This window comes from Myceligenerans pegani (assembly GCF_014892515.1).
Taxonomy (GTDB): domain Bacteria; phylum Actinomycetota; class Actinomycetes; order Actinomycetales; family Cellulomonadaceae; genus Myceligenerans; species Myceligenerans pegani.
On record NZ_JADBGR010000112.1, the window covers coordinates 14,776 to 40,678 of the forward strand.

General features: G+C 72.2%; 23 protein-coding genes. 19 read left to right on the forward strand and 4 right to left on the reverse strand.

The genetic code is table 11. The annotated features are described in order from the left end of the window. Positions 1-156 precede the first annotated feature (156 nt). The 5 genes from IIE03_RS24695 (at position 157) to IIE03_RS24715 (ending at position 6,428) form a co-directional block, all read left to right on the forward strand. Positions 157-1,389, forward strand: a complete 1,233-nt coding sequence (locus IIE03_RS24695; protein WP_192865454.1) for a cytochrome P450 — start codon at positions 157-159, stop codon at positions 1,387-1,389. Positions 1,390-1,486: 97 nt separating this feature from the next. Continuing rightward, positions 1,487-2,152: a dephospho-CoA kinase gene (gene coaE / locus IIE03_RS24700; protein WP_192865455.1), complete on the forward strand. Its 666-nt coding sequence runs from the start codon at positions 1,487-1,489 to the stop codon at positions 2,150-2,152. Beyond that, positions 2,149-2,826: a pyroglutamyl-peptidase I gene (locus IIE03_RS24705; RefSeq protein ID WP_192865456.1), complete on the forward strand. Its 678-nt coding sequence runs from the start codon at positions 2,149-2,151 to the stop codon at positions 2,824-2,826. The genes coaE and IIE03_RS24705 overlap by 4 nt, the downstream gene beginning before the upstream one ends. A 221-nt stretch (positions 2,827-3,047) precedes the next feature. Further along, positions 3,048-5,159, forward strand: coding sequence for an excinuclease ABC subunit UvrB (gene uvrB / locus IIE03_RS24710; RefSeq protein WP_192865457.1), 2,112 nt, complete (start codon positions 3,048-3,050; stop codon positions 5,157-5,159). 225 nt (positions 5,160-5,384) lie between these two features. Next, positions 5,385-6,428 carry a TerC family protein gene (locus IIE03_RS24715; RefSeq protein ID WP_192865458.1) on the forward strand — a complete coding sequence of 348 codons (1,044 nt, stop codon included), beginning with the start codon at positions 5,385-5,387 and terminating at the stop codon, positions 6,426-6,428. A 42-nt stretch (positions 6,429-6,470) separates the two neighbouring features. Here the strand turns inward: IIE03_RS24715 and IIE03_RS24720 are convergent, their stop codons facing one another. Beyond that, positions 6,471-7,211 carry an MBL fold metallo-hydrolase gene (locus IIE03_RS24720; RefSeq protein WP_192865459.1) on the reverse strand — a complete coding sequence of 247 codons (741 nt, stop codon included), beginning with the start codon at positions 7,209-7,211 and terminating at the stop codon, positions 6,471-6,473. Positions 7,212-7,397: 186 nt separating this feature from the next. On the opposite strand from IIE03_RS24720, the gene IIE03_RS24725 reads away from it, so the two are divergent. The 3 genes from IIE03_RS24725 (at position 7,398) to uvrA (ending at position 11,137) form a co-directional block, all read left to right on the forward strand. Next, positions 7,398-7,634: a hypothetical protein gene (locus tag IIE03_RS24725; RefSeq protein ID WP_192865460.1), complete on the forward strand. Its 237-nt coding sequence runs from the start codon at positions 7,398-7,400 to the stop codon at positions 7,632-7,634. Between the two features lie 179 nt (positions 7,635-7,813). Continuing rightward, the gene (locus tag IIE03_RS24730) at positions 7,814-8,119 is read left to right on the forward strand and encodes a YciI family protein (protein ID WP_192865461.1); all 306 of its coding nucleotides are present in this window, start codon (positions 7,814-7,816) and stop codon (positions 8,117-8,119) included. 75 nt (positions 8,120-8,194) lie between these two features. After that, entirely contained in the window at positions 8,195-11,137 is a 2,943-nt protein-coding gene (gene uvrA, locus IIE03_RS24735) for an excinuclease ABC subunit UvrA (protein ID WP_192865462.1), read from the forward strand. Positions 11,138-11,144: 7 nt separating this feature from the next. On the opposite strand, the gene IIE03_RS24740 is transcribed toward uvrA, so the two are convergent. Beyond that, positions 11,145-12,011 carry a hotdog family protein gene (locus tag IIE03_RS24740; protein WP_192865463.1) on the reverse strand — a complete coding sequence of 289 codons (867 nt, stop codon included), beginning with the start codon at positions 12,009-12,011 and terminating at the stop codon, positions 11,145-11,147. Positions 12,012-12,648: 637 nt separating this feature from the next. Between IIE03_RS24740 and IIE03_RS24745 the strand changes: the two genes are divergently transcribed. From IIE03_RS24745 to whiA, 7 genes are all read left to right on the forward strand, one after another. Then, entirely contained in the window at positions 12,649-13,692 is a 1,044-nt protein-coding gene (locus IIE03_RS24745; RefSeq protein WP_193107596.1) for a C2 family cysteine protease, read from the forward strand. Between the two features lie 32 nt (positions 13,693-13,724). Then, positions 13,725-14,057 carry a hypothetical protein gene (locus IIE03_RS24750; RefSeq protein ID WP_192865465.1) on the forward strand — a complete coding sequence of 111 codons (333 nt, stop codon included), beginning with the start codon at positions 13,725-13,727 and terminating at the stop codon, positions 14,055-14,057. 53 nt (positions 14,058-14,110) lie between these two features. Then, positions 14,111-14,599 (forward strand): OsmC family protein, encoded by a 489-nt coding sequence (locus IIE03_RS24755; protein WP_192865466.1) that lies wholly within the window; start codon positions 14,111-14,113, stop codon positions 14,597-14,599. A 65-nt stretch (positions 14,600-14,664) separates the two neighbouring features. Beyond that, entirely contained in the window at positions 14,665-16,731 is a 2,067-nt protein-coding gene (uvrC, locus tag IIE03_RS24760) for an excinuclease ABC subunit UvrC (protein ID WP_192865467.1), read from the forward strand. 28 nt (positions 16,732-16,759) lie between these two features. Then, positions 16,760-17,695 (forward strand): RNase adapter RapZ, encoded by a 936-nt coding sequence (rapZ, locus tag IIE03_RS24765; RefSeq protein WP_192865468.1) that lies wholly within the window; start codon positions 16,760-16,762, stop codon positions 17,693-17,695. A 108-nt stretch (positions 17,696-17,803) separates the two neighbouring features. Beyond that, complete coding sequence (locus IIE03_RS24770) at positions 17,804-18,784, forward strand: gluconeogenesis factor YvcK family protein (RefSeq protein ID WP_192865469.1); 981 nt, start codon at positions 17,804-17,806, stop codon at positions 18,782-18,784. Positions 18,785-18,906: 122 nt separating this feature from the next. After that, complete coding sequence (gene whiA, locus IIE03_RS24775) at positions 18,907-19,887, forward strand: DNA-binding protein WhiA (RefSeq protein ID WP_192865470.1); 981 nt, start codon at positions 18,907-18,909, stop codon at positions 19,885-19,887. 169 nt (positions 19,888-20,056) lie between these two features. Here whiA and IIE03_RS24780 read toward each other — a convergent pair whose 3' ends face one another. Beyond that, on the reverse strand, positions 20,057-20,914 hold the full coding sequence (locus tag IIE03_RS24780; RefSeq protein ID WP_192865471.1) for a UbiA family prenyltransferase: 858 nt from the start codon (positions 20,912-20,914) through the stop codon (positions 20,057-20,059). Between the two features lie 123 nt (positions 20,915-21,037). Here IIE03_RS24780 and IIE03_RS24785 point away from each other — a divergent pair, with 123 nt between their 5' ends. Genes IIE03_RS24785 through IIE03_RS24795 form a run of 3 tightly spaced genes read left to right on the forward strand, consistent with a single transcriptional unit; the run spans position 21,038 to position 23,794 of the window. Beyond that, positions 21,038-22,150, forward strand: a complete 1,113-nt coding sequence (locus IIE03_RS24785; protein ID WP_192865472.1) for a type III polyketide synthase — start codon at positions 21,038-21,040, stop codon at positions 22,148-22,150. Position 22,151: 1 nt separating this feature from the next. Then, complete coding sequence (locus IIE03_RS24790; protein ID WP_192865473.1) at positions 22,152-22,679, forward strand: isoprenylcysteine carboxyl methyltransferase family protein; 528 nt, start codon at positions 22,152-22,154, stop codon at positions 22,677-22,679. 5 nt (positions 22,680-22,684) lie between these two features. Further along, entirely contained in the window at positions 22,685-23,794 is a 1,110-nt protein-coding gene (locus IIE03_RS24795) for an NAD(P)/FAD-dependent oxidoreductase (protein WP_192865593.1), read from the forward strand. Positions 23,795-23,817: 23 nt separating this feature from the next. Here IIE03_RS24795 and IIE03_RS24800 read toward each other — a convergent pair whose 3' ends face one another. Then, positions 23,818-24,441: a TetR/AcrR family transcriptional regulator gene (locus IIE03_RS24800; protein WP_318843161.1), complete on the reverse strand. Its 624-nt coding sequence runs from the start codon at positions 24,439-24,441 to the stop codon at positions 23,818-23,820. Between the two features lie 167 nt (positions 24,442-24,608). Between IIE03_RS24800 and IIE03_RS24805 the strand changes: the two genes are divergently transcribed. Next, positions 24,609-25,898: a glycosyltransferase gene (locus IIE03_RS24805; RefSeq protein WP_225998297.1), complete on the forward strand. Its 1,290-nt coding sequence runs from the start codon at positions 24,609-24,611 to the stop codon at positions 25,896-25,898. Positions 25,899-25,903 lie beyond the last annotated feature (5 nt).

Consider the following 25,903-nt stretch of genomic DNA (forward strand, 5'->3'; position numbering starts at 1 on the left):
GCGGGCTCACGTCGCATGGCCCCACGGACCACGGGCGTACTACGCGTTTCCCGCTACTTGTGATAGAAACCCAAGGTCGGGGCGTCTATTCAGGTCGCCCGTATCTTGATGGACGAGTCGATGGACAGCTCGATGAATGGCGACGAGTGGAGGGTCATGTCTGACCGGGAACCGCAGCGGAGCGGAGGTCGGGTGGCACTGGCCGACCTGACCGGCGCGGAGGACATGGCCGCGGCACTGCGGAAGCTGCAGGACGAGTGGGGGCCCGTCGCGCCGGTGGATCTCGAACCCGGGGTTCCCGGTTGGCTCGTGCTGGGGCACGCCGAGGTCATGGCGGTGATGCGTACGGAGAGCGTCTTCGCCCGCGACCCGCGGCACTGGAGAGAGCAGCTACCGCCGGAGTCGAACCTGCACGCCATCCTGTCTCCGACCGGACGGCGGAACCTGTACTTCGCGGACGGCGTGGAGCACCGGCGGCTGCGGCTCCCGGTGGACGAGGCGTTCTCGAGCATGGACGAGGTGCGCACCGCGGCCTTGGTCCGCGGCGTCTGCGACGGGCTGATCGACGCGTTCGCAACCCGGGGCAACGCCGACTTGATCGGCGAGTACGCGGCGGCGGTGTCGTTCCTGGCCGTGTCCGGCATGTTCGGGTTCGACGAGGGACAGGGCTTCGCGCTGCTGCGCTGCGCGATGGAGATCTTCGGTCACGGGGGCGATCCCGTCGTGGCTCTCGAGACGATGGACCGGATCGTGCTGGACCACGTCGCCGCGACGCGGGCGCAGCCGGGACAGAACCTCACGGCCCGCTTCATCGAGCACCCGGCGTTCGAGGACGACATCGAGATCGGGCACACCATGGTGGTGGCGATCTGCGCGGCCAACGAGATGTTGATCACCTGGATCGCGGCGACGCTGCGCCGCATGCTGACCGACCCCCGGTACACCGGCCGGGTCACCGGCGTGCGTCGCGGTCTGGACGACGCGATGGACGAGACGCTGTGGCGTGAGCCGCCCGTCGCGAACCTGCCGGCCCGGTACGCCGTGACGGACTGCACGCTCGGCCAGGCCCACATCAAGGCCGGCGACGCGATCGTGATGGGCGTGGCCGCGGCGAACAACGACCCGCGCGTGCGCACAGCGGACGAACTGTTCGAGGCGGGCAACCAGTCGCACCTGTCGTTCGGCGTCGGACCGCACGCGTGCCCCGCCAAGCGGCCGGGGCGGCTCCTGGTGAAGATCGCCGTGGAGAGCCTCATGAAGCGCCTGGACCTGCGGCTGACCGACCCCGAGGTGACGTGGGCGCCGTCACCGTGGTCGCGTTACCCCGCCACGCTGCCCGTTGCCTTCACTCCCGAGCGCACCGCGGCCCGCACGCCCGCACGCGTCTGACGGCCGCCCGTGATACCCGGGCCGATCCTCGATCGGTCATAACGTGACCGATCGTGCAACCGGGGCGGAACGTCCGGTCGTGAGGCAGGATAGGGGTATGTTCCGAATCGGCCTCACCGGCGGGATCGCCGCCGGAAAGTCGGTCGCCACGCGTCGCCTCGCCGCACTCGGCGCGGTCGTCGTGGACCACGACCAGCTCGCCCGCACCGCCGTCGCCCCGGGATCCGTCGGCCTCGAGGAGATCGCCGAGGCGTTCGGCACCGAGGTGATCGGAGCCGACGGCGCACTGGACCGCCCCGCGCTGGGGCGCCTGGTGTTCGCCGACGACGACGCCCGGGAGCGCCTCAACGCGATCGTGCACCCCGAGGTGCGCCGGCTGTCCGCCGAGCACGAGGCGGAGGCAGCGGCGCGCGATCCCCGCGCCGTCGTCGTGCACGACATCCCCCTGCTCGTCGAGACCGGGCAGGCGGAGGCGTTCCATCTCGTCGTCGTGGTGCACGCACCCGCGGAGCAGCGGCTGGAGCGACTCGTCGAAGGACGGGGCATGGATGCGGAGGAGGCACGCGGTCGCATCGCCGCGCAGGCGAGCGACGAGGACCGGCTCGCCGCCGCCGACGTCGTGCTCGACGGCACGGGGAGCGAGGAGAACCTGAACGCGCAGGTCGACGCCCTGTGGGAGCGAGCCCAGCGTGAGGTCGCCGAGGAGGCGGAGGCCGAGGCCGACGACGCGGCCCTGCACGACAGCCGGGCGGCGGGCGCATGAGGGCGCTCGTCACGGGGTTCGAGCCGTTCGGCGGGGACGGCGTCAACGCGTCGGCCGAGGCGGTGACGCGGCTCGCGGCGACGTGGGGGGCGGCGAGCGGGCGCGCCGAGACCGGGGGAGCGGTGCTGGACACCTTGCTGCTGCCCGTCACGTTCGGCGGGGCGTTCGCCCCGGTGCGGGAGGCGGTGCTGGCGGCGCGGCAGGAGGGTGCGCCGTACGACGTCGTCGTCGGTGTCGGGCTGGCCGCGCAGACCGACGTGATCCGCCTGGAGCGCGTCGCGATCAACGTGGCCGACGCGCGCATCCCCGACAACGCCGGGCACGTGCCCGCCGACGAGCCGCTCGTCGCCGCGGGGCCTGCCGCCCACTTCACCGGGCTGCCCGTGAAGGCGGCGCTCGCCGCGCTGCGCGAGGCGGGCATCCCGGCGATCGTCTCCAACACCGCGGGGACGTTCGTGTGCAACGCCCTGTTCTACGCGCTGCGCGAGGCGTTCGGGGACGGCGTGACGGGGTTCGTGCACGTCCCGCGGATGACGGAGGAGGCGGTCGACGGCGACGCCGGGCTCCCGCTGGACACCCTGGCCGCCGCCCTACGGATCGTGCTCACCACGTCGCTCGCCGCCGCACGCGGGGAAACCCTGGAGACGGCATCCGCCGCGGGCGCGGAGCACTGACCCGGTGACCCGACCGGTCCCCGGCCGTCGGGCCGAAGGCGTTGCGAGGCCCCGAGGACGCGAAACCTGCCGCCGTCGGAACCCGGTAGCGACGGCGGCCGACTCCGAGGAACGAGGCGTCGCGTCGACGGAGCCCGGCGGCGGCACGGCATGGCGCCCGCAGGGGCGGAGCCCGACGGCTCGGGACGGCACTGTCAGACAGCGCGACTACCGTAGGACTCATGCGCCCCGTCACCGATCTGCAACGGACCGTCGCCCCCATCGAGGTCGTCTCCGAGTACCAGCCCGCCGGAGACCAGCCGACGGCGATCGCCGAGCTCACCGAGCGTATCCAGGCCGGGGAGAAGGATGTCGTCCTGCTCGGCGCCACCGGTACGGGCAAGAGCGCGACGACCGCGTGGCTCATCGAGAAGCTGCAGCGGCCCACGCTCATCATGGCGCCGAACAAGACGCTCGCCGCGCAGCTCACGAGCGAGTTCCGCGAGCTGCTGCCGAACAACGCGGTGGAGTACTTCGTCTCGTACTACGACTACTACCAGCCCGAGGCGTACATCGCGCAGTCGGACACGTACATCGAGAAGGACTCCTCGATCAACGACGAGGTGGAGCGGCTGCGGCACAGTGCGACATCGTCGCTGCTGACCCGGCGGGACGTGGTCGTGGTGGCGTCGGTGTCGTGCATCTACGGCCTGGGCACGCCGCAGGAGTACGTGGACCGCATGGTGCGGCTCGACGTCGGGGACGTGGTGGACCGGGACGAGCTGCTGCGGAGGTTCGTCACCATGCAGTACACGCGGAACGACACGGCGTTCACGCGTGGCACGTTCCGTGTGCGGGGCGACACGGTGGAGATCATCCCGGTGTACGAGGAGCTGGCCGTCCGTATCGAGATGTTCGGCGACGAGATCGAGTCGATCCAGACGTTGCACCCGCTCACGGGTGACGTGGTCCGCAGCGAGGAGAGCGTGTACCTCTTCCCGGCCACGCACTACGTGGCCGGCCCGGAGCGGATGGAGCGGGCGATCGCCGGGATCGAGGCGGAGCTCGCCGAGCGGCTGGCCGAGCTGGAGGGGCAGAACAAGCTGCTGGAGGCCCAGCGGCTGCGTATGCGCACGACGTACGACATCGAGATGATGCGCCAGATCGGCACGTGCAGCGGCATCGAGAACTACTCGATGCACATCGACGGGCGCGAGCCCGGGAGCCCGCCGAACACCCTCCTGGACTACTTCCCCGAGGACTTCCTGCTGGTGATCGACGAGTCGCACCAGACGGTGCCGCAGATCGGGGCGATGTTCGAGGGCGACATGTCGCGCAAGCGGTCCCTCGTCGACCACGGTTTCCGGCTGCCCAGCGCCATGGACAACCGGCCGCTGCGGTGGGAGGAGTTCACCGAGCGCATCGGGCAGACGGTGTACCTGTCCGCGACGCCGGGCGACTACGAGCGGGCGCTGTCGGACGGCGTGGTGGAGCAGGTCATCCGCCCGACCGGCCTCGTGGACCCGGAGGTGGTCGTCAAGCCGACCACGGGGCAGATCGACGACCTGCTGGGCGAGATCCGGGACCGCGTGGAGAAGGACGAGCGCGTGCTGGTCACCACGCTGACCAAGAAGATGGCGGAGGACCTCACCGACTACTTCCTGGAGCGGGGGGTGCGGGTGCAGTACCTGCACTCCGAGGTGGACACGCTGCGCCGGGTGGAGCTGCTGCGCGAGCTGCGCCTGGGCGAGTTCGACGTCCTGGTCGGCATCAACCTGCTGCGGGAGGGGCTGGACCTGCCCGAGGTCTCGCTGGTCGCGATCCTGGACGCCGACAAGGAGGGCTTCCTGCGCTCGGGCCGGTCCCTCATCCAGACCATCGGCCGCGCGGCCCGCAACGTGTCGGGTCAGGTGCACATGTACGCCGACAAGATCACGCCGGCCATGCAGCAGGCGCTGGACGAGACGAACCGCCGGCGAGCCAAGCAGATCGCCTACAACGAGGCGAACGGCATCGACCCGACCCCGCTCCGCAAGAAGATCGCGGACGTCACCGACATGCTCGCCCGTGAGGACATCGACACGCAGGAGCTGCTGGCCGGCGGCTACCGGAAGGCATCCGGCGGGGCGGCGCGGGGCAAGGCGCCGGTTCCGGGCACGCCGAAGGAAGGAGCGGCCGCAGGCAACCGGCTCGCGGGCGCGGCGGCGGGCGAGCTGGCCGAGCTCATCCAGGAGCTCACGGATCAGATGCACGGCGCGGCGGCCGAGCTGCAGTTCGAGGTCGCGGCCCGGCTGCGGGACGAGATCTCGGGGCTGAAGAAGGAGCTCCGCCAGATGCGGGCCGCGACCACGTGAGGACGGCGCCGTCCCGTCCCGGGGCGGCCGAGGACGGAGACCGAGCTCACGTTTCGCGTAAAGCCTCTGGTCGCGTACACTTTCTGGCAGGAGGGGAGTATCCCGGGACGGTGCGTTCGTCAGTACGGGTGACAAGGATGTCGCCCCGGACGTATCGGCTCGCCGAGTAGGCGGGTTGGGAGAGACCTCCGGTGCCTGACGCTGTCCACCGGAGGTTTGCATCTCATGAACGTGCCCATCTGGGCCTGGGGCCTGACGGTCCTCGCCATCCTGGCTCTCATCGCCGTCGACTACTTCGGCCATGTCCGGAAGTCCCACTTCCCGTCCATCGCCGAGGCGGGGCGCTGGTCCCTCGTCTACGTCGGCATCGCACTCGCGTTCGGCGGGATCGTGTGGTGGGCGTGGGGCCCGACGTACGGCGGGGAGTACTTCGCCGGCTGGGTCACCGAGAAATCGCTGAGCGTGGACAACCTCTTCGTGTTCGTGCTCATCCTCGCCAGCTTCAAGGTTCCCCGGGAGTACCAGCAGAAGGTGCTGCTGATCGGCATCACGATCGCACTGGTCATGCGGACGATCTTCATCATGCTCGGCGCGACCCTGGTGGCGCACTTCAGCTGGGTGTTCTACATCTTCGGCATCTTCCTCCTGTGGACCGCGTGGACGCAGGCCAGGGGCGAGAGCGGCGACGACGAGTACCACGAGAACGGCGTGCTGCGCCTGGTGCGCCGGATCTTTCCCGTCACCGACTCGTACGTCGGGGACCGGATGACCGCCAAGGTCGACGGGCGCCGGATGATCACGCCGATGCTCGTCGTCATGATCGCGATCGGTTCCGCGGACCTCCTCTTCGCCGTCGACTCCATCCCGGCGATCTTCGGCCTCACGCAGGAGGCCTACCTCGTCTTCACGGCCAACGCGTTCGCGCTGCTCGGGCTGCGGCAGCTGTTCTTCCTCATCGACGGCCTGCTCGACAAGCTCGTCTACCTCAACTACGGGCTCGCGGTGATCCTCGGCTTCATCGGCATCAAGCTCGTCAACCACGCCCTGCACCTCAACGAGGTGCCGTTCATCAACGGCGGACACGAGGTGGACCTCATCCCGGACATCCCGACGTCGTTCTCGTTGCTCTTCATCGTCGTCGTGCTGGCGATCACCACCGTCGCGTCCCTCCTCAAGGTCCGCAGCGACCGGCGGGCCGCGGCCGCGCTCGAGGAGAGCGCGACGCCCGACCCGGTCGGGCCCGGCAGCGGTTCCGACACCACCCCCTGACGTCACCCCCTGACGACGCCCGGACCCGACCGCCGGGCGTCGTCACCAGCCCCGCAGCCGCCACTCCTCGAGATGGGGACGCTCCGCACCGAGCGTCGTGTCGACGCCGTGACCCGGATAGACCCACGTGTCGTCGCGGTACCGGTCGAAGATCCGGGTCGTGACGTCGCCCAGCAGGGTCGCGAAGCGCTTCGGGTCGTCGTGCGTGCTCCCGACGCCGCCCGGGAAGAGCGCGTCGCCGGTGAACAGGTGCGTCCGCCCGGCGACGGTGCCGTGGCGGGAAACGTTATCGGGCTCGGTGTACGCGAGCGCGATCGAGCCCGGCGTGTGCCCGCGCAGATGGATCACCGTCAGCGTGACGTCCCCGAACGTGATGGTGTCGCCGTCGGAGACGGTGATGTTGATCGGGGTGCCGGCGTCGTGCGCGATGGCGGCGGCGTCGTCCACCCCGGCCACGGTCCGCGCACCGGTGACGGCGACGATGTCGGCGAGCGCGCCGAGATGGTCGGCGTGGCGGTGGGTGGTGACGACCAGATCGAGCGGGGGGCCGGCGTCGAGCGGGCCCTTGCCGGGGCCGTCGCCCTCGGACATGTCGATCAGGTCCATGAGGGACTGGGGATCGGCGGCGGCGTCGATCAGGAGCTGAGCGCCGGTCGCGTGGCAGGTCAGGAGGTAAGCGTTGTTGTCCATGGGACCCACGGACATCTTGTGGATCGCAACGTCGTCGAGCAGGCGGACGTCGGGGTCGCAGCCCGTGACAACATCACCGGTGTAGGGCGCCATGGAGGGAGTCTGCCAGGGTTGCGGTTGTCCGCGCACCTGGAGGTGTGTATCCGATGTCCGCTTTCGTCCCACAAGGCCGGGAAGGTATCCGGCGGATGTTGCAAATCAGGGCGGATCACGACATCCTGCGGTCGGCCGGTCCGACCCGGCCGGTGACACGATCGCAACGACGAAAGGCAAGCCCTCGTGAGCCTCAACCTCGACAACCTCGTCGACAAGGACTACCGCGGCAAGAGCATCAACGAGATCCTCGCCGCCCCGCCGTCGGCGCTGCTCGGCCTGAGCCCCAGGCACGACGAGGCGCTCGCGGCACTCAAGATCACGAGCGTCGGCGACCTGGGCAAGTGGCAGCACGCCGCGCACGCCCAGGCGCTCGTGACCCTGGCCCACGCCGAGGTGGCGGAGGCCGGCTCGGACGCGTGAGTCACGCGCCCCGCCGGGTGCGCGCGGCCCGGTGCACGCGCATCCGGTGAGGCGTCGGCGCCCGTCCCCGAGAAGACCGGGGGCGGGCGCCGGCGTCGTTCTGCGGCGGGGAGGGCGGGGTCGGGGCGGCGGGCGACCGGCGGTCACGTCGCCCGCCCGGACCCGGCAGAATGACCCGTATGACGACCTACGCCGTGACCTACGTGTACGCCGACGACGCCGCGGCGCTGGACGCACACCGCGCCGACCACCGTGCCTTCCTGCGTGGCCTGCACGAGGCGGGGACGCTGCGCGCGTCGGGCCCGCAGCCCGCCGTCGTCACCGAGGACGGGACGACGACGGCCGCCGGCGCGCTCCTCGTCGTGGAGGCGGACTCGCCGGAGGCCGCGCTCGGACTGCTCGACGAGGATCCGTTCCGGGCGCAAGGCCTGGTCACGGCCCGTTCCGCGCGCGAGTGGACGGTGGTGATCGGCGGCTTCGCCTGAGGTTCGCGACGATCCTTCACCGACGTGTCGTAGAACACGCGTGCGAATGTCAGAGTCTCGGCCTAGGATGCTCGGGTGAGCAATCGGCTGGTCGTATCTGGTGCGCGTGAGCACAACCTGAAGAACGCAGACCTGGACCTTCCCAGGGACGCGCTGATCGTCTTCACGGGCCTGTCCGGGTCCGGGAAGTCCTCGCTCGCCTTCGACACGATCTTCGCCGAGGGCCAGCGCCGCTACGTCGAGTCGCTGAGCGCGTACGCGCGGCAGTTCCTCGGTCAGATGGACAAGCCCGACGTCGACTTCATCGAGGGCCTGAGCCCCGCGGTGTCGATCGACCAGAAGTCCACGAACCGGAACCCGCGCTCGACCGTCGGGACCATCACCGAGGTGTACGACTACCTGCGCCTCCTCTTCTCGCGGGCCGGCACGCCGCACTGCCCGGTGTGCGGCGAGGAGATCCGGTCCCAGACCCCGCAGCAGATCGTCGACCGCGTCCTGGAACTGCCCGAGGGGACGCGCTACCAGGTGCTCGCCCCCGTCGTGCGGGGCCGCAAGGGCGAGTACGCCGACCTGTTCAAGGAACTCGCCGCGAAGGGCTTCGCCCGCGCCCGGGTCGACGGCGAGGTCGTCCAGCTCACCGAGCCGCCGTCGCTCGAGAAGAAGCTCAAGCACGACATCGAGGTCGTCGTGGACCGGCTCGTCGCCCGCGAGGGCGTGCAGCGCCGGCTCACCGACTCCGTCGAGACGGCCCTCGGGCTGGCCGGCGGCCTCGTCATGATCGACCTGGTCGACCTCGACGCCGACGATCCCGATCGCTTCCGCAAGTACTCCGAGAAGCGCTCCTGCCCCAACGACCACCCGCTCGCGCTCGACGAGATCGAGCCGCGCACCTTCTCCTTCAACGCACCCTACGGCGCCTGCCCCGAGTGCACCGGCATCGGATTCCGCCTCGAGGTCGACCCGGACCTCGTGGTGCCCGACGAGGAGAAGTCGCTGCGCGACGGCGCGGTCGTCCCGTGGGCGCAGACCTCCAGCGAGTACTTCGAGCGGGTGCTGACGGCGCTCGCGGAAGAGATGAAGTTCGACATGGACGCCCCCTGGCGCGCGCTGCCGCAGCGGGCCAAGGAGGCCGTGCTGCACGGGCGCAACCACGAGGTGCACGTGCGGTACCGCAACCGGTGGGGTCGTGAGCGGCAGTACTCGACGGGGTTCGAGGGCGTGGTCACGTTCCTGGAGCGGCGGCACCGGGAGACCGACTCGGACTGGTCCAAGGAGAAGTACGAGGCGTTCATGCGGGAGGTGCCGTGCCCCGTGTGCGACGGCGCACGCCTCAAGCCCGAGGTCCTCGCCGTGAAGGTGGGCGGCCGGTCCATCGCCGAGGTGTGCCGCCTGCCGATCGCCGACGCGGCGGAGTTCCTCAAGGGCCTGGAGCTGGGGGAGCGCGAACGGCAGATCGCGGCCGAGGTGCTCAAGGAGATCCACGCGCGGCTCGGCTTCCTGCTGGACGTCGGCCTGCACTACCTCACCCTCGAGCGCCCCGCCGGCACGCTGTCCGGCGGGGAGGCGCAGCGCATCCGCCTCGCCACGCAGATCGGGTCCGGGCTGGTGGGCGTCCTGTACGTGCTGGACGAGCCGTCGATCGGGCTGCACCAGCGGGACAACCGCCGGCTGATCGAGACACTGACGCGCCTGCGGGACCTGGGTAACACGCTGATCGTCGTCGAGCACGACGAGGACACGATCCGCGCGGCGGACTGGATCGTCGACGTGGGCCCGGGCGCCGGTGAGCGCGGCGGGCGCATCGTCCACTCGGGCGACCTCGCCGGGCTGCTGGAGTCGGCCGAGTCCGTGACGGGCGCGTACCTGGCGGGGCAGCGGGAGATCCCCGTCCCCGCGGTGCGGCGGCCCGTGGACCCGGGCAAGAGGCTCACGGTGATCGGAGCGCGCGAGAACAACCTGCGGGACATCGACGTGTCGTTCCCGCTGGGTGTCTTCACGGCGGTCACGGGCGTGTCGGGGTCGGGCAAGTCGACCCTGGTGAACTCGATCCTGCACACCGTGCTGGCGAACGAGCTCAACGGCGCCCGTCAGGTGGCCGGGCGGCACACGCGGGTCACCGGTCTGGACCACCTCGACAAGGTGGTGCACGTGGACCAGGGGCCGATCGGGCGGACGCCGCGCTCGAACCCGGCCACCTACACGGGCGTGTGGGACCGGGTGCGCAAGCTGTTCGCGGAGACCACCGAGGCGAAGGTGCGCGGCTACGGCCCGGGCCGGTTCTCGTTCAACGTCAAGGGCGGCCGGTGCGAGGCGTGCACGGGCGACGGGACGATCAAGATCGAGATGAACTTCCTGCCCGACGTCTACGTGCCGTGCGAGGTGTGCCACGGGGCGCGCTACAACCGCGAGACCCTCGAGGTGCACTTCAAGGGGAAGACCGTCGCCGATGTGCTCGACATGCCGATCGAGGAGGCCGCGGAGTTCTTCGAGGCGTTCCCCGCGATCTCGCGCTACATGAAGACGCTGGTCGACGTCGGCCTGGGGTACGTCCGGCTCGGGCAGCCCGCCCCGACCCTGTCCGGCGGGGAGGCGCAGCGCGTGAAGCTCGCGACCGAGCTGCAGAAGCGGTCCACGGGGCGCACGATCTACGTGCTCGACGAGCCGACCACCGGCCTGCACTTCGAGGACATCCGCAAACTGCTCGGCGTGCTGCAGTCGCTGGTGGACAAGGGCAACTCGGTGATCGTCATCGAGCACAACCTCGACGTCGTCAAGAACGCCGACTGGGTGGTCGACATGGGCCCGGAGGGCGGCTCCGGTGGTGGCCTGGTGGTCGCCGAGGGAACGCCGGAGGCGGTGTCGCGGGTGCCCGAGTCGCACACCGGGACGTTCCTCGCGGAGATCCTCGACGGGACGGTGCCGGTGGGGTCGTCGGCGAACGGCGAGCGGAAGGTCACCAAGGCCACGGACGCCGCGAAGAGCCGGGCGCGGCGGCGCAAGGCCGCCGTCGCGGGCTGACGGAGCGTCAGACGACGTCGTAGTCGACCCAGATGCGGACCGCCTTGCGCTGCTCGGCCGTGCGTACGGTGCCGCTGAACGCCTGCGAGGCGAGGCGGGGCTTGGTGGGCTCGATCTCGACCGTGCACGTCTGCCCGGCCATGGCCAGGTGCTCGGCCTTCAGCCGGAACGCGCCGCACCGCCAGCGGGCGCCCGGGCCGGCGGTCAGGTCGAGCACCTGATGGAACACCTCGAACGAGGCGTAGCTCGCCATCGAGACGGGCAGGGCGGGGAAGCCGTCGAAGTGGCCGCGGCACATCTCGGCCCGCACGTCGAGCTTCGCGCAGCCGTACTGCTCGTGGACGGACACGTCGGACACGGGCATCGGGGCCGCGTAGGGGTTCTCGGGCGAGTCGGCGTCCGTCTCGGTGGGTGGCCCCATGAGCCGGTAGAACACGGCGGCGGTCATCACCTTGTACTGCACGTCCATCCGGGCGACGAGGGCGCCGGCCGAATCGCGGAGCTCGGTGTGCACGACGGCCTGCCGGCGATTCCGGCCCTGGACCACGGCCGTGCCGATCAGCGGCCCGGGAGCGGGCGACTCGCCGGCGGGGTACATCCGTCCCACGGCGCGGTTCGCGAGGTAGAAGTGACGCCCGTCCGCGGGGTTGCGGGTGGCGGCGGCGGACAGGCCGAGGACCGCCAGGTGGCGGCCGACCTCGCCCACGCTGATGACCTGGGTCTGGCGTCCGGGTGGGGCCTGGACGGGGATGACGGCGGTGGCACGCCCGGGGGTGGTGCTGCGGAGGTCCTCGAGCGCGTAGTAGGGTCGCGTGACGCAGATGAGCGGTGCGATGTCGTCGTAGGTGGCCGTGGCGTCTGTGCTGGTCGGCACGGAAATCACCCCTGGGGTTTGCCGCGTGTGGGTAACTACCACTAAGACTCGCATATCCGGCAAAGAGGTCCTAGACCCTTGATCCGATCCGAGTTGTGAAATCCTTCCTCATCAGGCGTTTCGTGGGAGTGACCGATCTGTGACCGCGCGCGGGAAAAGTGTGCCAAGCGCGAAGGCCGACGGATGCCGTGGGCAACGCGAAACCGGCTGAATCGTTGACGATTCGTGACCTTGGCCTGCCGCTCGCCGCTCCGCCCTCGAAGGGGGGCACGCCCGTCGCGCAGGACCTTGACGGGTCGCCGCCGTGTGACGAAGGGCACAGCATGTACGGCGGCCCGCCACGAGCTCACCGGCCGCCACCCGGCGCACCGCGCGGGCGGCGCGATCGGGCCTGCGGCGCCGTCGATCCGGCAGGCGTGGAGCGGCTGGCGTGGCCGGGCCCGGCGCGCCCGAGCCGGCTCGGGCGGAGCGGAGTGTGGCCGATCCGGGCCCGGCGCGCCATGGGGCGAAGTGCCCATCGCAGGTGGTGGTGGCGCTGCAGGTGGTGCTCTACAGTGATCCCCGACGAGGGAGGGTGCCGGGGATGTCGGAGATGTACGGCGCAGATATCGCAGCGCTGCGAACACTGGGAAATGCGATGGCGCGGCACGGTGACGTGCTCGAGGCCGCGGTCGGCCGCGTCACCGAGGCCGTGACGGCGGCGGCCTGGTCCGGTCCGGACCACGACGGGTTCGTCGACGAGTGGCACACGACGCACGCCGCGGCTCTGCGCGCGGCCGCGCAGGACCTCATGGAGGCCGGCCGGCGGGTCGTCGAGAACGCGGACGACCAGGAGCGGACGAGCGAGTCGTACGACGGCGGAGGGCCCGGCGCCGGTCCCTCGGCGCCCCGTCCCGCCCCTGAGGGGACGGACCTGAGCTCGTCCGAGGGCCAGGGGGACAAGGCCGTGGGCGACCTCGGCGACCTCGAGGACGCCGGCGAGGTGCCGCTCGACGACCAGGCGATCGACGCGAGCGAGATCGACCAGGGGAGTCTCGCCGACTGCTGGTTCCTCGCCTCGGCGGGTGCCATCGCGGAGCAGAACCCGGAGTGGATCCAGGACCACATCAAGTACAACGCGGAGGACGGCACCCACACCGTGACGTTCTACGAGGACGGCGAGCCGGTGGAGATCACCGTGGACTCCAACGTGTACGAAGGCGCGGCCGGCGATCCGAGCGGGGACCCGTCGTGGATCTCCATCTACGAGAAGGCCGCCGTGGAGTTCCTGGGCGGCGAGTACGACGACATCGAGTACGACAACCCGGCGAGGGCGCTGGAGATGATGACGGGCAAGGACACGTCGAGCGACTCGCTCGACCCGACCTGGCCGTGGCAGGACCCGCCGAGCCTGGAGTCCATCGGCGAGCGCCTGGAGAACGGCGAGCCGGTCGTGGCGTCCAGTCCGGACGGCGGTGGCTGGTTCGGCGATCCGCCTCCGGACAAGGAGGTCGTGAACAACCACGTCTACACGGTGGAGAGCGTCTCGGAGGACGGCAAGACGATCACGCTGGTCAACCCCTGGGGGCCGGGCGGCGGCACGGGCTCGGACGGGGAGACCAAGCCGGGGACGATCACGATGACGGCCGACGAGTTCTATGAGAACTTCGAGACCGTGACCTACGGCGGGTCGATGTCGTGACCGAGGCCGGCGAGCGAGTGGGAGGAACGACCATGACGGACGACGCGGGCGCGGCCGGCGCGGGGACACCCGACGACGCGGGAGCGGGGGCGGGCACGAACCCGGTGGTCCGGGTGAAGCAGAGTGCACAGACACGGATCGGCGCCACGCGCGTGGGCGTGATGATCGCCGGACCGCGCGCCGGCGTGCCCACGGCGCGTCTTCTCGTGCGGTCGGACGACGGACGGCGTGCGCAGGTCGACGTGGAGGTCGGCGGGCACGTGGACCTGTTCGGCGAGGGGGAGCTCGAACTCGTCGGCGTGGAGGGCGGGCGCACCCCGAAGGAGCAGAGCGCGGTCACGGTCCGCCACATCCCACCGGCGTGAGACCGGGGGCCGAGACGTGGCCGTCGTCACACCTCGCCGCTAGGGTGAGCAGCATGAGCGGAGCCACCCATGACTATGCCGTCGAGGTGACCTGGACCGGCGCGGGCGACACGGGCACGTCGTCGTACACCGCGTACTCGCGCGACCACGACGTCCTGTTGCCGCACAAGCCGCCGTTGCCCGGGTCGTCGGACCCGGCGTTCCGTGGCGACGAGACGCGGTACAGCCCGGAGGAGCTGTTCGTGGCGAGCCTCAGCCAGTGCCACATGCTGTGGTTCCTGCACCTGGCCGCGGTCAGCGGACTCGTGGTGCGGGAGTACTCGGATTCGGCGACCGGCACGATGCGCGTCGAGGCGCGCGGCGAGGGGCAGTTCACCGACGTCACGCTCCGCCCCCGGATCGTGGCCGACGACGGCGAACTGGCCACCGACGAGCAGATCGCCGCACTGCACCACAAGGCGCACGGCATGTGCTTCATCGCCCGCTCGGTGAACTTCCAGGTGCTCGTCGAGCCGGTCCCGCTCGTGCGCGCGGCGGCGTAGGCCGCGCCGGCGCGGCCCCGGCGGCCGGGAGAACTCTGTCAGACACCTGTTCTAGGGTTCAGGGCATGGCAGATCCGGCGACCTACCGTCCCAGGCCCGGCGAGATCCCGACCTCCCCGGGCGTGTACCGCTTCCGTGACGAGCACGGGCGCGTGATCTACGTCGGCAAGGCGAAGAACCTGCGCCAGCGCCTCTCGAACTACTTCCAGGACCTCGCGAACCTGCATCACCGCACGCGCACGATGGTGACCACGGCCGCGTCGGTCGAGTGGACGGTCGTGGGCACCGAGGTGGAGGCGCTCGCGCTCGAGTACACGTGGATCCAGCAGTACGACCCGCGGTTCAACGTGAAGTACCGGGACGACAAGTCGTATCCGTACCTGGCGGTCACGCTGGGTGAGGAGATCCCCCGCGCGCAGGTGATGCGCGGTGCCAAGCGCAAGGGCACGCGGTACTTCGGTCCGTACGGCCACGCCTGGGCCATCCGCGAGACCCTGGACCAGGTGCTGCGCGTGTTCCCGATCCGCACGTGCTCGGCGGGTGTCTACCGGCGCGCCGCCCGGTCGGGGCGGCCCTGCCTGCTGGGGTACATCGACAAGTGCTCGGCGCCGTGCGTCGGGCGGATCAGCCCCGAGGATCATCGCGAGCTCGCGCTCGACTTCTGCGACTTCATGTCCGGCGAGACCAAGCGGTTCGAGAAGCGGCTGACGAGCGAGATGACCGAGGCCGCCCAGGCGATGGAGTACGAGCGGGCAGCCAGGCTGCGCGACGACATCGAGGCGCTGCGCCGCGCCACCGAGAAGAACGCCGTCGTGCTCGGCGACGGTACCGACGCGGACGTGTTCGCGCTGGCCGGGGACGAGCTGGAGGCGGCCGTGCAGGTGTTCCACGTGCGCGGCGGGCGCATCCGCGGGCAGCGCGGCTGGGTCGTGGAGAAGGTGGAGGACATCTCGGACGCCGAGCTCGTGGAGCACCTGCTGCAGCAGGTGTACGGTGCCGTCGCCGACCTGGAGGCCGAGCCCGGCGCCGACGAGGAACCCGGTACCGCACGCCCGGGGGACGAGGCGCGCCTGCGGCGCCGCGGAGAGGGGGCGCCGAGCGACGCCGTGCCGCGCGAGGTACTGGTTCCGGTCCTCCCGCCCGACCCCGGGCAGGTCACGGCCTGGTTGACGGGGCTGCGGGGGGCGCGCGTCGACCTGCGGGTACCGCAGCGCGGCGACAAGAAGGAGCTCGCCGCCACCGTCCGGCGGAACGCGGAGCACTCGCTGGTGCTGCACAAGACCCGCCGTGCGGGCGACCTGACCACCCGCAGTCAGGCGCTCCAGGAGATCCAGGAGGCGCTCGACCTGGACAGCGCCCCGCTGCGCATCGAGTGCTACGACGTCTCCCACACCGGCGGCACCTACCAGTCGGCGTCCATGGTGGTGTTCGAGGACGGCCTGCCGCGCAAGAGCGAGTACCGCACGTTCAGCGTGCGCGGGCCCGAGGGCGACGGCGCACGGGACGACACCGCCGCCATGCACGAGGTCATCACCCGTCGCTTCAAACGCTACCTCTCCGACCGCCTCAAGTCCGGCGACGTCGAGCTCGCGTCCGGCGAGGTCGACCCCGAGGACGCCGCACGCCCCGAGGACTCCAGGCGATTCGCCTACCCCCCGAGCCTCGTTGTGGTCGACGGCGGCCCGCCCCAGGTCGCCGCCGCCGCGCGGGCCCTGGAGGAGCTCGGCGTCACCGACGTCGCCCTGTGCGGTCTCGCGAAGCGCCTCGAGGAGGTGTGGATCCCCGGCGACGACTACCCGGTCATCCTGCGCCGCTCGTCCGAGGGTCTCTACCTGCTGCAGCGCGTCCGCGACGAGGCCCACCGGTTCGCGATCCAGGCGCACCGCAGGCGGCGCAGCAAGGGCATGGTCGCCTCCGTGCTCGACGACGTGCCCGGGCTCGGCCCCGCCCGCAAGAAGGCCCTGCTGGCGCACTTCGGCTCCGTCAAGAAGCTGCGCGCCGCGAGCGCCGAGGAGATCGCGACCGTCCGGGGCATGGGTGCGGCGACCGCGGCCGCCGTCGTCCGGGCGCTGGCTCCCGCGTCGGGCGGCGGGGAGGGGGAGCGGGCCTCCGGCGAGGCGGAGCAGCGGTAGGCGTGCCGCGGCTGGCATGCTGGGACGCATGAACGAACCGTCCCCGACGACCGCACCGTCGGGCATCGCGGCGATCGACGCGGACGCGGCCCCCGCGCCCGCCGATCCCCAGCCCGAGGTCCTCATCATCACCGGCATGTCCGGCGCGGGCCGGTCGCACGCGGCCGCCGTCGTGGAGGATCTCGGCTGGTACGTGGTCGACAACCTGCCCCCGATGATGCTGGTCCCACTGGTGGACCTGATGAGCAAGGGGTCGACGATCGACTGCGTGGCGGCGGTCGTCGACGTGCGCGGCCGGGAGTTCTTCAGCGAGCTCGACAAGGTGCTCGCGCACATGAGCGAGCGCGACGTCGCCTACCGCATCCTGTTCCTGGAGGCGTCGGACGAGGTGCTGGTGCGGCGCTTCGAGCAGGTCCGCCGCCCGCACCCGCTGCAGGGGGACGGGCGGATCCTCGACGGGATCACGGCCGAGCGGTCGCTCCTGGCCACCATCAAGGAGCGGTCCGACATCGCGATCGACACCTCCGACCTGTCGGTGCACGACCTGTCCCGAGAGATCCGGCGGTCCATCGCCGACCCGTCCCAGGAGGCGCTGCGGATCACCCTGCTCTCGTTCGGGTTCAAGTACGGCATCCCGCTGGACGCGGACCACGTGGTCGACGTACGGTTCCTGGCCAACCCCTACTGGATCACCGAGCTGCGCCATCTGACCGGCCACGATGCTCCGGTGCGGGAGTACGTGCTCGCCCGTCCCGGGGCGGCCGAGTTCGTGGACCGGTACGTGTCGGCCCTCGAACCCGTGCTCGCGGGCTACCTCGAGGAGGAGAAGCGCTACGCCACGATCGCCGTGGGCTGCACGGGCGGCAAGCACCGCTCGGTCGCGATGGCCGACGCCATCGCGGAACGCCTGCGCGCGGCCGGGCATCGCGTGCGGGTGGCGGCGCGCGACCTCGGACGCGAGTAGGAGCGCGGACATCGCGGCCGGGCCCGGCGATGGACGGGTGCCGAGGGACGCGGCCCGTGCCGGTGGCCGGGTACGAGGAGATGTCACAGGAGGGGCAGGAAGGCGCCGATGAGGCCAGAATGGAGCAAGAACCCGGCGGTCGTGGCGCTCGGCGGAGGGCACGGCCTGTCGGCCTCCCTGTCCGCCCTGCGTCTCATGTCCGACCGGCTCACCGCCGTCGTCACGGTGGCCGACGACGGCGGGTCCTCCGGGCGGCTGCGGGACGAGCTCTCGGTGCTGCCGCCGGGCGACCTGCGCATGGCGCTCGCGGCGCTGTGCGACGACTCGGAGTGGGGCCGGACCTGGAGCGCGATGCTGCAGCACCGGTTCCGGTCCGACGGCGGCCTGGACAACCACGCGGTGGGCAACCTGCTCATCGTGGCGTTGTGGGAGCTGCTCGGGGACCCGGTGGCGGGGCTGGACTGGGTGGGCAAGCTGCTGGGCGCGCGGGGGCGGGTGCTGCCGATGGCGTCCGTGCCCCTGGTCGTGGAGGCGGACGTACGCCGGGAACCGCACGAGACCGGGCCGGGGCGGCCCGCGGTGGAGACCGTGGTGGGGCAGAGTCGCGTCGCGGTGACGGACGGGCGGATCGAGCAGCTCCGGCTGGTGCCGTCGGACCCGCCGGCGAGCGGTGAGGCGGTCGAGGCGGTGCTGGAGGCGGACTGGGTGGTGCTCGGTCCGGGCTCCTGGTATTCGTCGGTGCTGGTGCACCTGCTGGTTCCGGAGCTGGCGCAGGCGTTGCACGACACGACGGCCCGCACGTGCGTGACGCTCAATCTGTCGGCGGACGGCGGGGAAACGGCGGGGCTGACCGCCGTCGACCATCTGGAGGCGCTGCACAAGCACGCCCCAGGCCTGCGGATCGACGCCGTGGTGGCGGACCCGTCGGCGGTCGAGGACGTGTCGGAGCTGCAGGACGCCGCGGGCCGGATGGGTGCCCGGCTGCTGATGCGGCAGGTGCGGCGGGGTGACGGCACGGCGCGGCACGACGCGCTGCGGCTGGCGGCGGCGTACCGTGACGTGTTCGAGGACGTCTTCGGGGACGTGTGACGGCGGGGACCAGGGCTGATCCCGGCGGCTCCGGACAGCAGAGCAACACGCCGGGACATTTCACTCGACCCTCCGCGATTCTTCTCGTGGCAAGCCGGCCGGAGCGTGGCAGGATGGCGGCCATGGCGCTCACGGGACAGGTCAAGGAGGAGCTCGCACGCGTGCGGGTGGCGAAGACGTCGTGCCGCAAGGCCGAGGTGTCCGCGACGCTGCGGTTCTCCGGTGGGCTGCACATCATCTCGGGCCGCGTGGTCATCGAGGCCGAGCTCGACAACGAGTCCGCGGCCACCAGGCTGCGCCAGGCGATCCAGGAGCTGTACGGGCACACCAGCGAGCTGATCGTGGTGCAGGCGGGCGGCATCCGGAAGTCGTCGCGGTTCGTGGTCCGGGTGGTGCGCGACGGGGAGTCGCTGGCCCGGCAGACAGGCCTGCTCGACGCCCGCGGGCGGCCCGTGCGCGGGCTGGCGCCGGAGGTGGTGTCGTCGGGTGTGGCCGAGGCCGAGGCCGTGTGGCGAGGCGCGTTCCTGGCGCACGGGTCGCTCACGGAGCCGGGGCGGTCCATGTCGCTGGAGATCACGAGCCCGGGGCCGGAGGCGGCGCTCGCCCTCGTCGGCGCGGCACGGCGGCTGGGCGTGCCGGCCAAGTCGCGCGAGGTGAGAGGGATCGACCGGGTGGTCGTGCGGGACGGGGACGCGATCGCGACGATGCTGCGCCGGATCGGTGCGCCCGAGACGCTCACGGTGTGGGAGGAGCGCCGCGCACGGCGTGAGGTGCGCGGGACGGCGAACCGCCTGGCGAACTTCGACGACGCCAACCTGCGTCGCTCGGCCCGGGCCGCGGTCGCGGCCGGGGCGCGGGTGCAGCGGGCGTTCGAGATCCTGGGCGACGACGTGCCGGACCACCTGAAGCAGGCCGGCGAGCTGCGGCTGGCGCACAAGCAGGCGTCGCTGGAGGAGCTGGGCCGGCTCGCCGACCCGCAGCTGTCCAAGGACGCGGTGGCCGGGCGGATCCGCCGGCTGCTGTCGACCGCGGACAAGCGCGCGGCGGAACTCGGCATCCCGGACACCGAGTCGGGTCTCAGCCCGGACCTCCTCGACATCTGAGCCTCGACATCTGAACCGAATCGGCCCTGCCGCCGCATGATCGGTGGCACGGCTCTCACGGCGGTCACGCCGGTGACTCCTCACGCTCCCACGGCGAGGGCCCGACCGAGGAGACCGCGGCCGGGACCGCGGCGCGGATGCCCTGGAGAGGCGCAGGTCCGAGCCGCGGTCACGGCACGACCGCGATGTCCGCGGTGGCCAGCGCCAGCAGGGCCACGCACACCACGGCGACGCCCATGCCGAGACCGAACGGCGCCCGGCTGTGCGGCCGGGTGAGTGCCGTGACGCCCGCCGCGAGTGCGAGGCCGGCGGCGAGGACGCCTCCCGCCCACTCCACGGGTCCTGGTGCGCCGGCCGGGCCCAGCACCACCACGCCGGCCGCCGACACCAGGAGGCAGGGGGCCAGGACGCCGGACGCGCGGCGGCCGAGCCGGTGCGGCAGGCCTCGCACCCCGGTCGCCACGTCGTCCTCCAGGTCGGGGAGCGTGTTCGCGACATGCGCCCCGACGCCCAGCAAGGCCGCCGCGGCCACGGCCCAGCCCGCGGGGAGGCGCGGCCCGGGCGCGGCGAGGACGACGAAGACGGCCAGCAGCCCGAACGACAGTGCGTAGGGAGCCCAGGACCAGGCGGTCGCCTTGAGCCAGGCGTTGTACGCCCACGCGCCGGCCACGGCCACGAGGTGGGCCGCGCCGGCCGGGACCCCCAGCGTCAGCGACGCGACCACGCACACCGCGAGCGCCGCGAACGCGGCCGTGCGCAGGTCCCGGGCGGTGACGAGACCGGCCACCACGGGCTTGCCGGTCCGTCCGACAGCGGTGTCCCGCGCGGCGTCGATCCAGTCGTTGGACCATCCGACGGAGAGCTGGCCGGTGCCGACCGCCAGGGTGACCAGTGCGACGGTGGGCACGTCCGATCCGAGTGCCGCGGCGAGCGCGGCGGCCAGACCTGTCACGACGGCGGCCGGGGCCGCGTGGGAGGCGAGCAGCAGGCCGCGGGCGAGGGCGCGGGTTTCCGTGCCGGAGGTCATGGGCGGCACGCTAGTCGTGCGCCGCGGTCGGCGCGCGGGGGCGCACGCCGGCGTCCCGGTGCCTGGCCGGCGGTGCGGCGTTCTCGGCGCGCGGGTGGGCGGGTCCTGCGTCAGGATGCTGAGATGTCGTGTGTCGTGGCCGTGGAGCCGGTGCTGCCCGGGCATGTGTATGCCCAGGAGGCGATCACCGAGGTCGTGGGGCCGCTGGTGGCGCGGGACCCGGCACGGGGTGCGCTGTTGCGGCGCCTGCACGGGAGCGCCGGTGTGGATCATCGTCACCTGGTGCTGCCGTTGGAGGAGTACGCGGGTCTGCGGTCGCTGGGCGCCACCAACGCGGTGTTCGTCCGCGAGGGTGCGGCGCTGGCCGAGCGCGCGTGCCGGCGGGCGCTGGCCGCGGCGGGGCTCGAGCCGGAGGACGTCGACCACGTGTTCGCGACCTCGGTGACCGGGGTGGCGGCGCCGTCCCTGGACGTCCTGCTGTCCGAGCGCCTGGGGCTGCGCGGCGACGTGCGCCGGACGCCGTCGTTCGGCCTGGGGTGCGCGGGCGGGGCGGGCGGACTGGCGCGGGTCCACGATCACCTGCTGGGCCGTCCGCGCGACGTGGCGCTCCTGGTGTCGGTCGAGCTGTGCTCGCTGACCCTCCAGCACGACGACGACTCGATGGCGAACCTCGTGGCGTCCGGGCTGTTCGGCGACGGTGCGGCGGCTGTCGTCGTCGTGGGGTCCGGGCACCCGCTGGCTCAGGCCGCGGCGGCTCCCGTCGTGGCGGATCCGCCCGCTGTCCGGCCGCGACCGGCCCGCGTGGTCGACACGTACTCGCGGCTCTACCCGGGGACCACGGAGGCGCTCGGCTGGGAGGTGCGTGACACAGGGTTCGCGATCGTGCTCGCCGCCGGGTTGCCGGATCTGCTGCGGGCGCACCTGCCCGCCGATGTGAAGGCGCTGCTGGTCGAGCACGGGCTGACACCGGCCGAGGTACCGACCTGGGTGGTGCACGCCGGCGGGCCGAAGGTGATCGACGCCGTGCGGGACGCGCTCGGGCTGCCCGAGACGGCCGTCCGGGAGAGCCGGGCGAGCCTGGCGTGCGCGGGGAACCTGTCGTCGTCGTCCGTGCTCGACGTCCTGGCCAGAACGCTCGCGAGGTCCGAGGCGCCACCGGGGTCGCCCGCGGTGCTCATGGCGTTCGGCCCGGGCGTGGCCTGCGAGCTGGTGCTCCTGCGACTGGAAGGGCGTTGAGATGGTGGGGTTCTACGTGGTGCTCGTGGCTGCCACGGCGGTGGAGCGGGTCGCCGAGCTCGCCGTCTCGGCGCGCAATGCGCGCTGGTCCTTCGCCCGCGGCGGCGTCGAGTCGGGGAGGGGGCACTTCCCGGCGATGGTGGCCCTGCACAGCGGGCTGCTGGTCGCGTGCGTCGTGGAGGCCGTGGTCGCCGGGCGGCCCTTCCTGCCGTGGCTCGGTGTGCCGATGTTCGTCCTGGTGCTCGCCGGGCAGGCGTTGCGGTGGTGGTGCGTGGCCACGCTGGGGCACCGCTGGAACACGCGCATCATCGTGGTACCGGGGCTGCCGCTGGTCTCCGGGGGCCCGTACCGGTGGCTGCGTCACCCGAACTACGTGGCCGTCGTGGTCGAGGGCATCGCGCTCCCGTTGGTGCACACCTGCTGGATCACGGCCACGTGCTTCACCGTGCTCAACGCGGTGCTGCTGGGGCGCTTTCGCATCCCGGCCGAGGAGCGCGCGCTCCGGCTGGCCGCCGGCGGAACCCGGTGACCGGGATGCGCGGCGGCGACCTGGACGCGGACGTCGTCGTGGTGGGTGCCGGACCGGTCGGGCTGGCCGCGGCGATCCACGCGCGGGCCGCGGGCCTGGAGGCGCTGATCGTGGACCGGCGCACCGGCACCTTCGACAAGGCGTGCGGGGAGGGTCTCCTCCCGGGCGCGTTGCGGGCCGTCCGGGCGCTCGGCGCCGATCCGCCCGGGTACCCGCTCACCGGTATCAGTTACCGCTCGCGTGGCCGCCGCGCCGATCACCGGTTCACCGGCGGCCCCGGGCGGGGCGTGCTGCGGACGACGTTGCACGCGGCCCTGTGGTCCCGCGCCGCCGACGCCGGCGCGAGGCTGCTGCATGCTCGTGTCACAGCGTTGTGCCAGGACGCCGGGGGCGTCGAGGTGGAGATCGCGCCCGGCGGTCCGCCTGCGAGCCCGGCCGGCGAGAGCGCCCGGTCCACGCTCCGGGCCGGCTGGGTCCTGGGATGCGACGGTCTGCACTCCACCACTCGCCGGCTGGCGGGACTCGACGCGGCTCCCGGGCGTGGTGACCGGGCGGTGCGCCGCCGATACGGCCTGCGACGGCACTTCCGGGTGTCGCCGTGGAGCGAACTCGTCGAGGTGCACTGGTCGCGGCACGCCGAGGCCTACGTGACACCGGTGGGTGCCGACACCGTCGGGGTCGCGCTGCTCGGACCTCGCGAGACGCTGCGCTCCGGCGACGGGTTCGACGCGGTGCTGCGCGCCCAGTTTCCCGAACTTCGCGCCCGGCTGGCGGGCGCGTGGGCCGGGCCGGTGCTCGGCGCCGGGCCGCTGCGCCGCCGGTCACGCCGGCGCGCCGCGGGGCGGGTGCGGCTCGTGGGCGACGCGTCGGGCTACGTCGACGCCCTGACGGGGGAGGGGATCCGCGTGGGGCTCGCCCAGGCGGACGCCGTCGTCCGGCACCTGGACGACCTCGTCGCGTACGAACGCGCGTGGCGCTCGGTCACGCGCGACTACCGGACGCTCACGACCGGGCTGCTCGCCTGGGCGTCGAGCCCTGCCCGTGGGGCCATCGTGCCCGCCGCGGCCCGTGCACCGTGGCTGTACGGCACGGTGGTCGAGCGCCTGGCCCGCTGATGACCGGGACCGCCCGAGCCTCGTCAGGGTCTGGCGGTCCCGGGCGTGAGTCCGGCGGTCAGTGCGTCGATGGTGAGGTCGAGGACGGCGGGGTAGGCCTCGCCGAACTCGGCGGCGTGCAAGGGCACGAGCAGCACCGTGCGCAGGGCGCCGACGACGACGGCCGGGTCGGAGCCGGTGATGGCGCCCGCGTCCTGCTGTGCGGAGATGTAGGCCGTGAGGTCGTTCACGAAGTCGACGGGCGCCGGGTCCTCGCCGGGCAGCCGGGCGGTCTCGGCGTCGACCCTGCCGACCACCATGGAGAGCTCGTCCGGGTGCGTCACCAGTCTGCGGTACAGGGGATCGGTCTCCAGGATGCTGACCGCCGCGTGCAGGAACCGGCGCAGGGCGTCCCGGGCGTCGGCGCCGGCGTGCAGTCCCTCGTCGATCGTGCGGCGCCGCGTCTCCGCCGCCTGCTCCAGCAGGAGGTGCAGGTAGAGCGCCTCCTTGGACTCGAAGAACGTGTAGAAGGTCGACTTCACGATGCCGGCGTCGCCCACCAGCGCCGCGAGGGACGTCTTCCGCAGGCCCACGGTGGCGAAGAGCCGTCGTCCCGACGCCTTGAGCGCGGCGGTGATCCGCTCGCGCTCCGCCTCGGTGAATGCCACCGGCACGCGGCACCTCCCCTGAAAACGTTCCGCTGCTCCGTTTCCAGACCCTACCGCGTGCTCGATGCCCGTGTTGACGCCGGTGTTGACGAGTCGCGACGTCGAGGGCTAGCGTCGTAAAAACAATCTGGCAAGTCCGTTTTCACGATCCTCGGGAAAGGTGGCCCATGGACGCGGTCGCAGGCGGTGGTCCGATGAAGGTCCTGATCATGACGCTCGGGACCCGGGGTGACGTGCAGCCCTTCGTCGCGCTCGCCCAGGGCCTGCGCGGCGCCGGCCACGAGCCGCTGCTCGTGGCTCCGCACCGGTTCGCCGGGTTCGCCGAGTCCCACGGCGTCCCGTTCGCCGGTGTCGACGACGGCCCGATGCGGCTGCTCGACGGCGACCGGGCCGGTGAGCTCCTGGAGGGCGGGATCCGGTCCCGGCTGGCGCTCATGCCGAAGATGGCCGCCATGTTCACCCGGGTCCTGGAGGACTCCTGGGCGGTCGCGCGCGACGCGGGTGCGGACCTCGTGGTGCACAACGGTCAGATCGTGGCCGGCCAGCACGTGGCCGAGGCGCTGCGGATTCCCGCGGTGCTGGCCCTGCCCATCCCGATGTACGTGCCGACCCGGGAGTTCGCGTGGCCCGGCGCGGAGCTCCCCGGGCGCCTGCCCGGGCTCCTGAACCGGGCCACGTTCCTCGGTATGGGGAGCACGACGGCGATGTTCGGGCACGTCGTCGACCGCTGGCGCCGCGACGCCCTGCACCTGCCGCGCCGGCGAGGACGCCACGACCCGACCCGGGCGCACGACGGCGGCCGGGCCTGTGTCCTGCACGCCATCAGCCCGACGGTGCTGCCACGTCCGGCCGACTGGCCCGCCGAGGCGGAGCTCACGGGCTACTGGAGCCTCGCCGGACGGCCGTCGCCGTTGCCCGGCGACCTGGAGGAGTTCCTGGCAGCGGACGAGGCTCCCGTGTTCGTCGGCTTCGGGTCCATGGCCGGCGCCGATCCCGCGGCGACCACCGCCACCGTGCTGGAGGCGGCGCGCCGTACCGGACGCAGGCTGGTCATCGGCGCGGGCTGGGGCGGCCTGGACACGACGGACCTGCCCGACTACGTGCACGCCGTCTCCGACGTCGACTACCGCACGCTGTTCCCGCACGTCGCGGCGGTCGTGCACCACGGCGGGGCGGGCACGACCGGCACCGCGTTCACGTCCGGGCGGCCGCAGGTCGTCTGCCCTTTCGTCGCGGACCAGCCCTTCTGGGGACGCCGCGTCGAGAGCCTCGGCGTGGGCCCGGCGCCCGTGCCCCAGAAGCGGCTCACCGCCGGCGCGCTCGCCGCCGCGATCGAGGTCGCGACGGATCAGGACGCCCGGATCAACGCCGAGCGGATCGCACGGGCGATGCGCGAGGAGAACGGCGTCGCGACCGCGGTGCGGAGCCTCGAGGACGTCGCGGCCCGGGCCCGCTGACCAGC

Excerpts from the sequence above, each read along its gene's own strand:
- whiA (WP_192865470.1), top strand. The coding sequence starts at position 18,907 with ATGGCGCTCACGGGACAGGTCAAGGAGGAGCTCGCACGCGTGCGGGTG.
- IIE03_RS24705 (WP_192865456.1), top strand. The coding sequence starts at position 2,149 with ATGAGGGCGCTCGTCACGGGGTTCGAGCCGTTCGGCGGGGACGGCGTC.
- IIE03_RS24715 (WP_192865458.1), top strand. The coding sequence starts at position 5,385 with ATGAACGTGCCCATCTGGGCCTGGGGCCTGACGGTCCTCGCCATCCTG.
- IIE03_RS24790 (WP_192865473.1), top strand. The coding sequence starts at position 22,152 with ATGGTGGGGTTCTACGTGGTGCTCGTGGCTGCCACGGCGGTGGAGCGG.
- IIE03_RS24780 (WP_192865471.1), bottom strand. The coding sequence starts at position 20,914 with ATGACCTCCGGCACGGAAACCCGCGCCCTCGCCCGCGGCCTGCTGCTC.
- IIE03_RS24795 (WP_192865593.1), top strand. The coding sequence starts at position 22,685 with ATGCGCGGCGGCGACCTGGACGCGGACGTCGTCGTGGTGGGTGCCGGA.
- uvrC (WP_192865467.1), top strand. The coding sequence starts at position 14,665 with ATGGCAGATCCGGCGACCTACCGTCCCAGGCCCGGCGAGATCCCGACC.
- coaE (WP_192865455.1), top strand. The coding sequence starts at position 1,487 with ATGTTCCGAATCGGCCTCACCGGCGGGATCGCCGCCGGAAAGTCGGTC.
- IIE03_RS24695 (WP_192865454.1), top strand. The coding sequence starts at position 157 with ATGTCTGACCGGGAACCGCAGCGGAGCGGAGGTCGGGTGGCACTGGCC.
- rapZ (WP_192865468.1), top strand. The coding sequence starts at position 16,760 with ATGAACGAACCGTCCCCGACGACCGCACCGTCGGGCATCGCGGCGATC.
- IIE03_RS24720 (WP_192865459.1), bottom strand. The coding sequence starts at position 7,211 with ATGGCGCCCTACACCGGTGATGTTGTCACGGGCTGCGACCCCGACGTC.
- IIE03_RS24770 (WP_192865469.1), top strand. The coding sequence starts at position 17,804 with ATGAGGCCAGAATGGAGCAAGAACCCGGCGGTCGTGGCGCTCGGCGGA.
- IIE03_RS24805 (WP_225998297.1), top strand. The coding sequence starts at position 24,609 with ATGGACGCGGTCGCAGGCGGTGGTCCGATGAAGGTCCTGATCATGACG.
- uvrB (WP_192865457.1), top strand. The coding sequence starts at position 3,048 with ATGCGCCCCGTCACCGATCTGCAACGGACCGTCGCCCCCATCGAGGTC.
- IIE03_RS24755 (WP_192865466.1), top strand. The coding sequence starts at position 14,111 with ATGAGCGGAGCCACCCATGACTATGCCGTCGAGGTGACCTGGACCGGC.
- IIE03_RS24730 (WP_192865461.1), top strand. The coding sequence starts at position 7,814 with ATGACGACCTACGCCGTGACCTACGTGTACGCCGACGACGCCGCGGCG.
- IIE03_RS24750 (WP_192865465.1), top strand. The coding sequence starts at position 13,725 with ATGACGGACGACGCGGGCGCGGCCGGCGCGGGGACACCCGACGACGCG.
- IIE03_RS24785 (WP_192865472.1), top strand. The coding sequence starts at position 21,038 with ATGTCGTGTGTCGTGGCCGTGGAGCCGGTGCTGCCCGGGCATGTGTAT.
- IIE03_RS24745 (WP_193107596.1), top strand. The coding sequence starts at position 12,649 with ATGGCGCGGCACGGTGACGTGCTCGAGGCCGCGGTCGGCCGCGTCACC.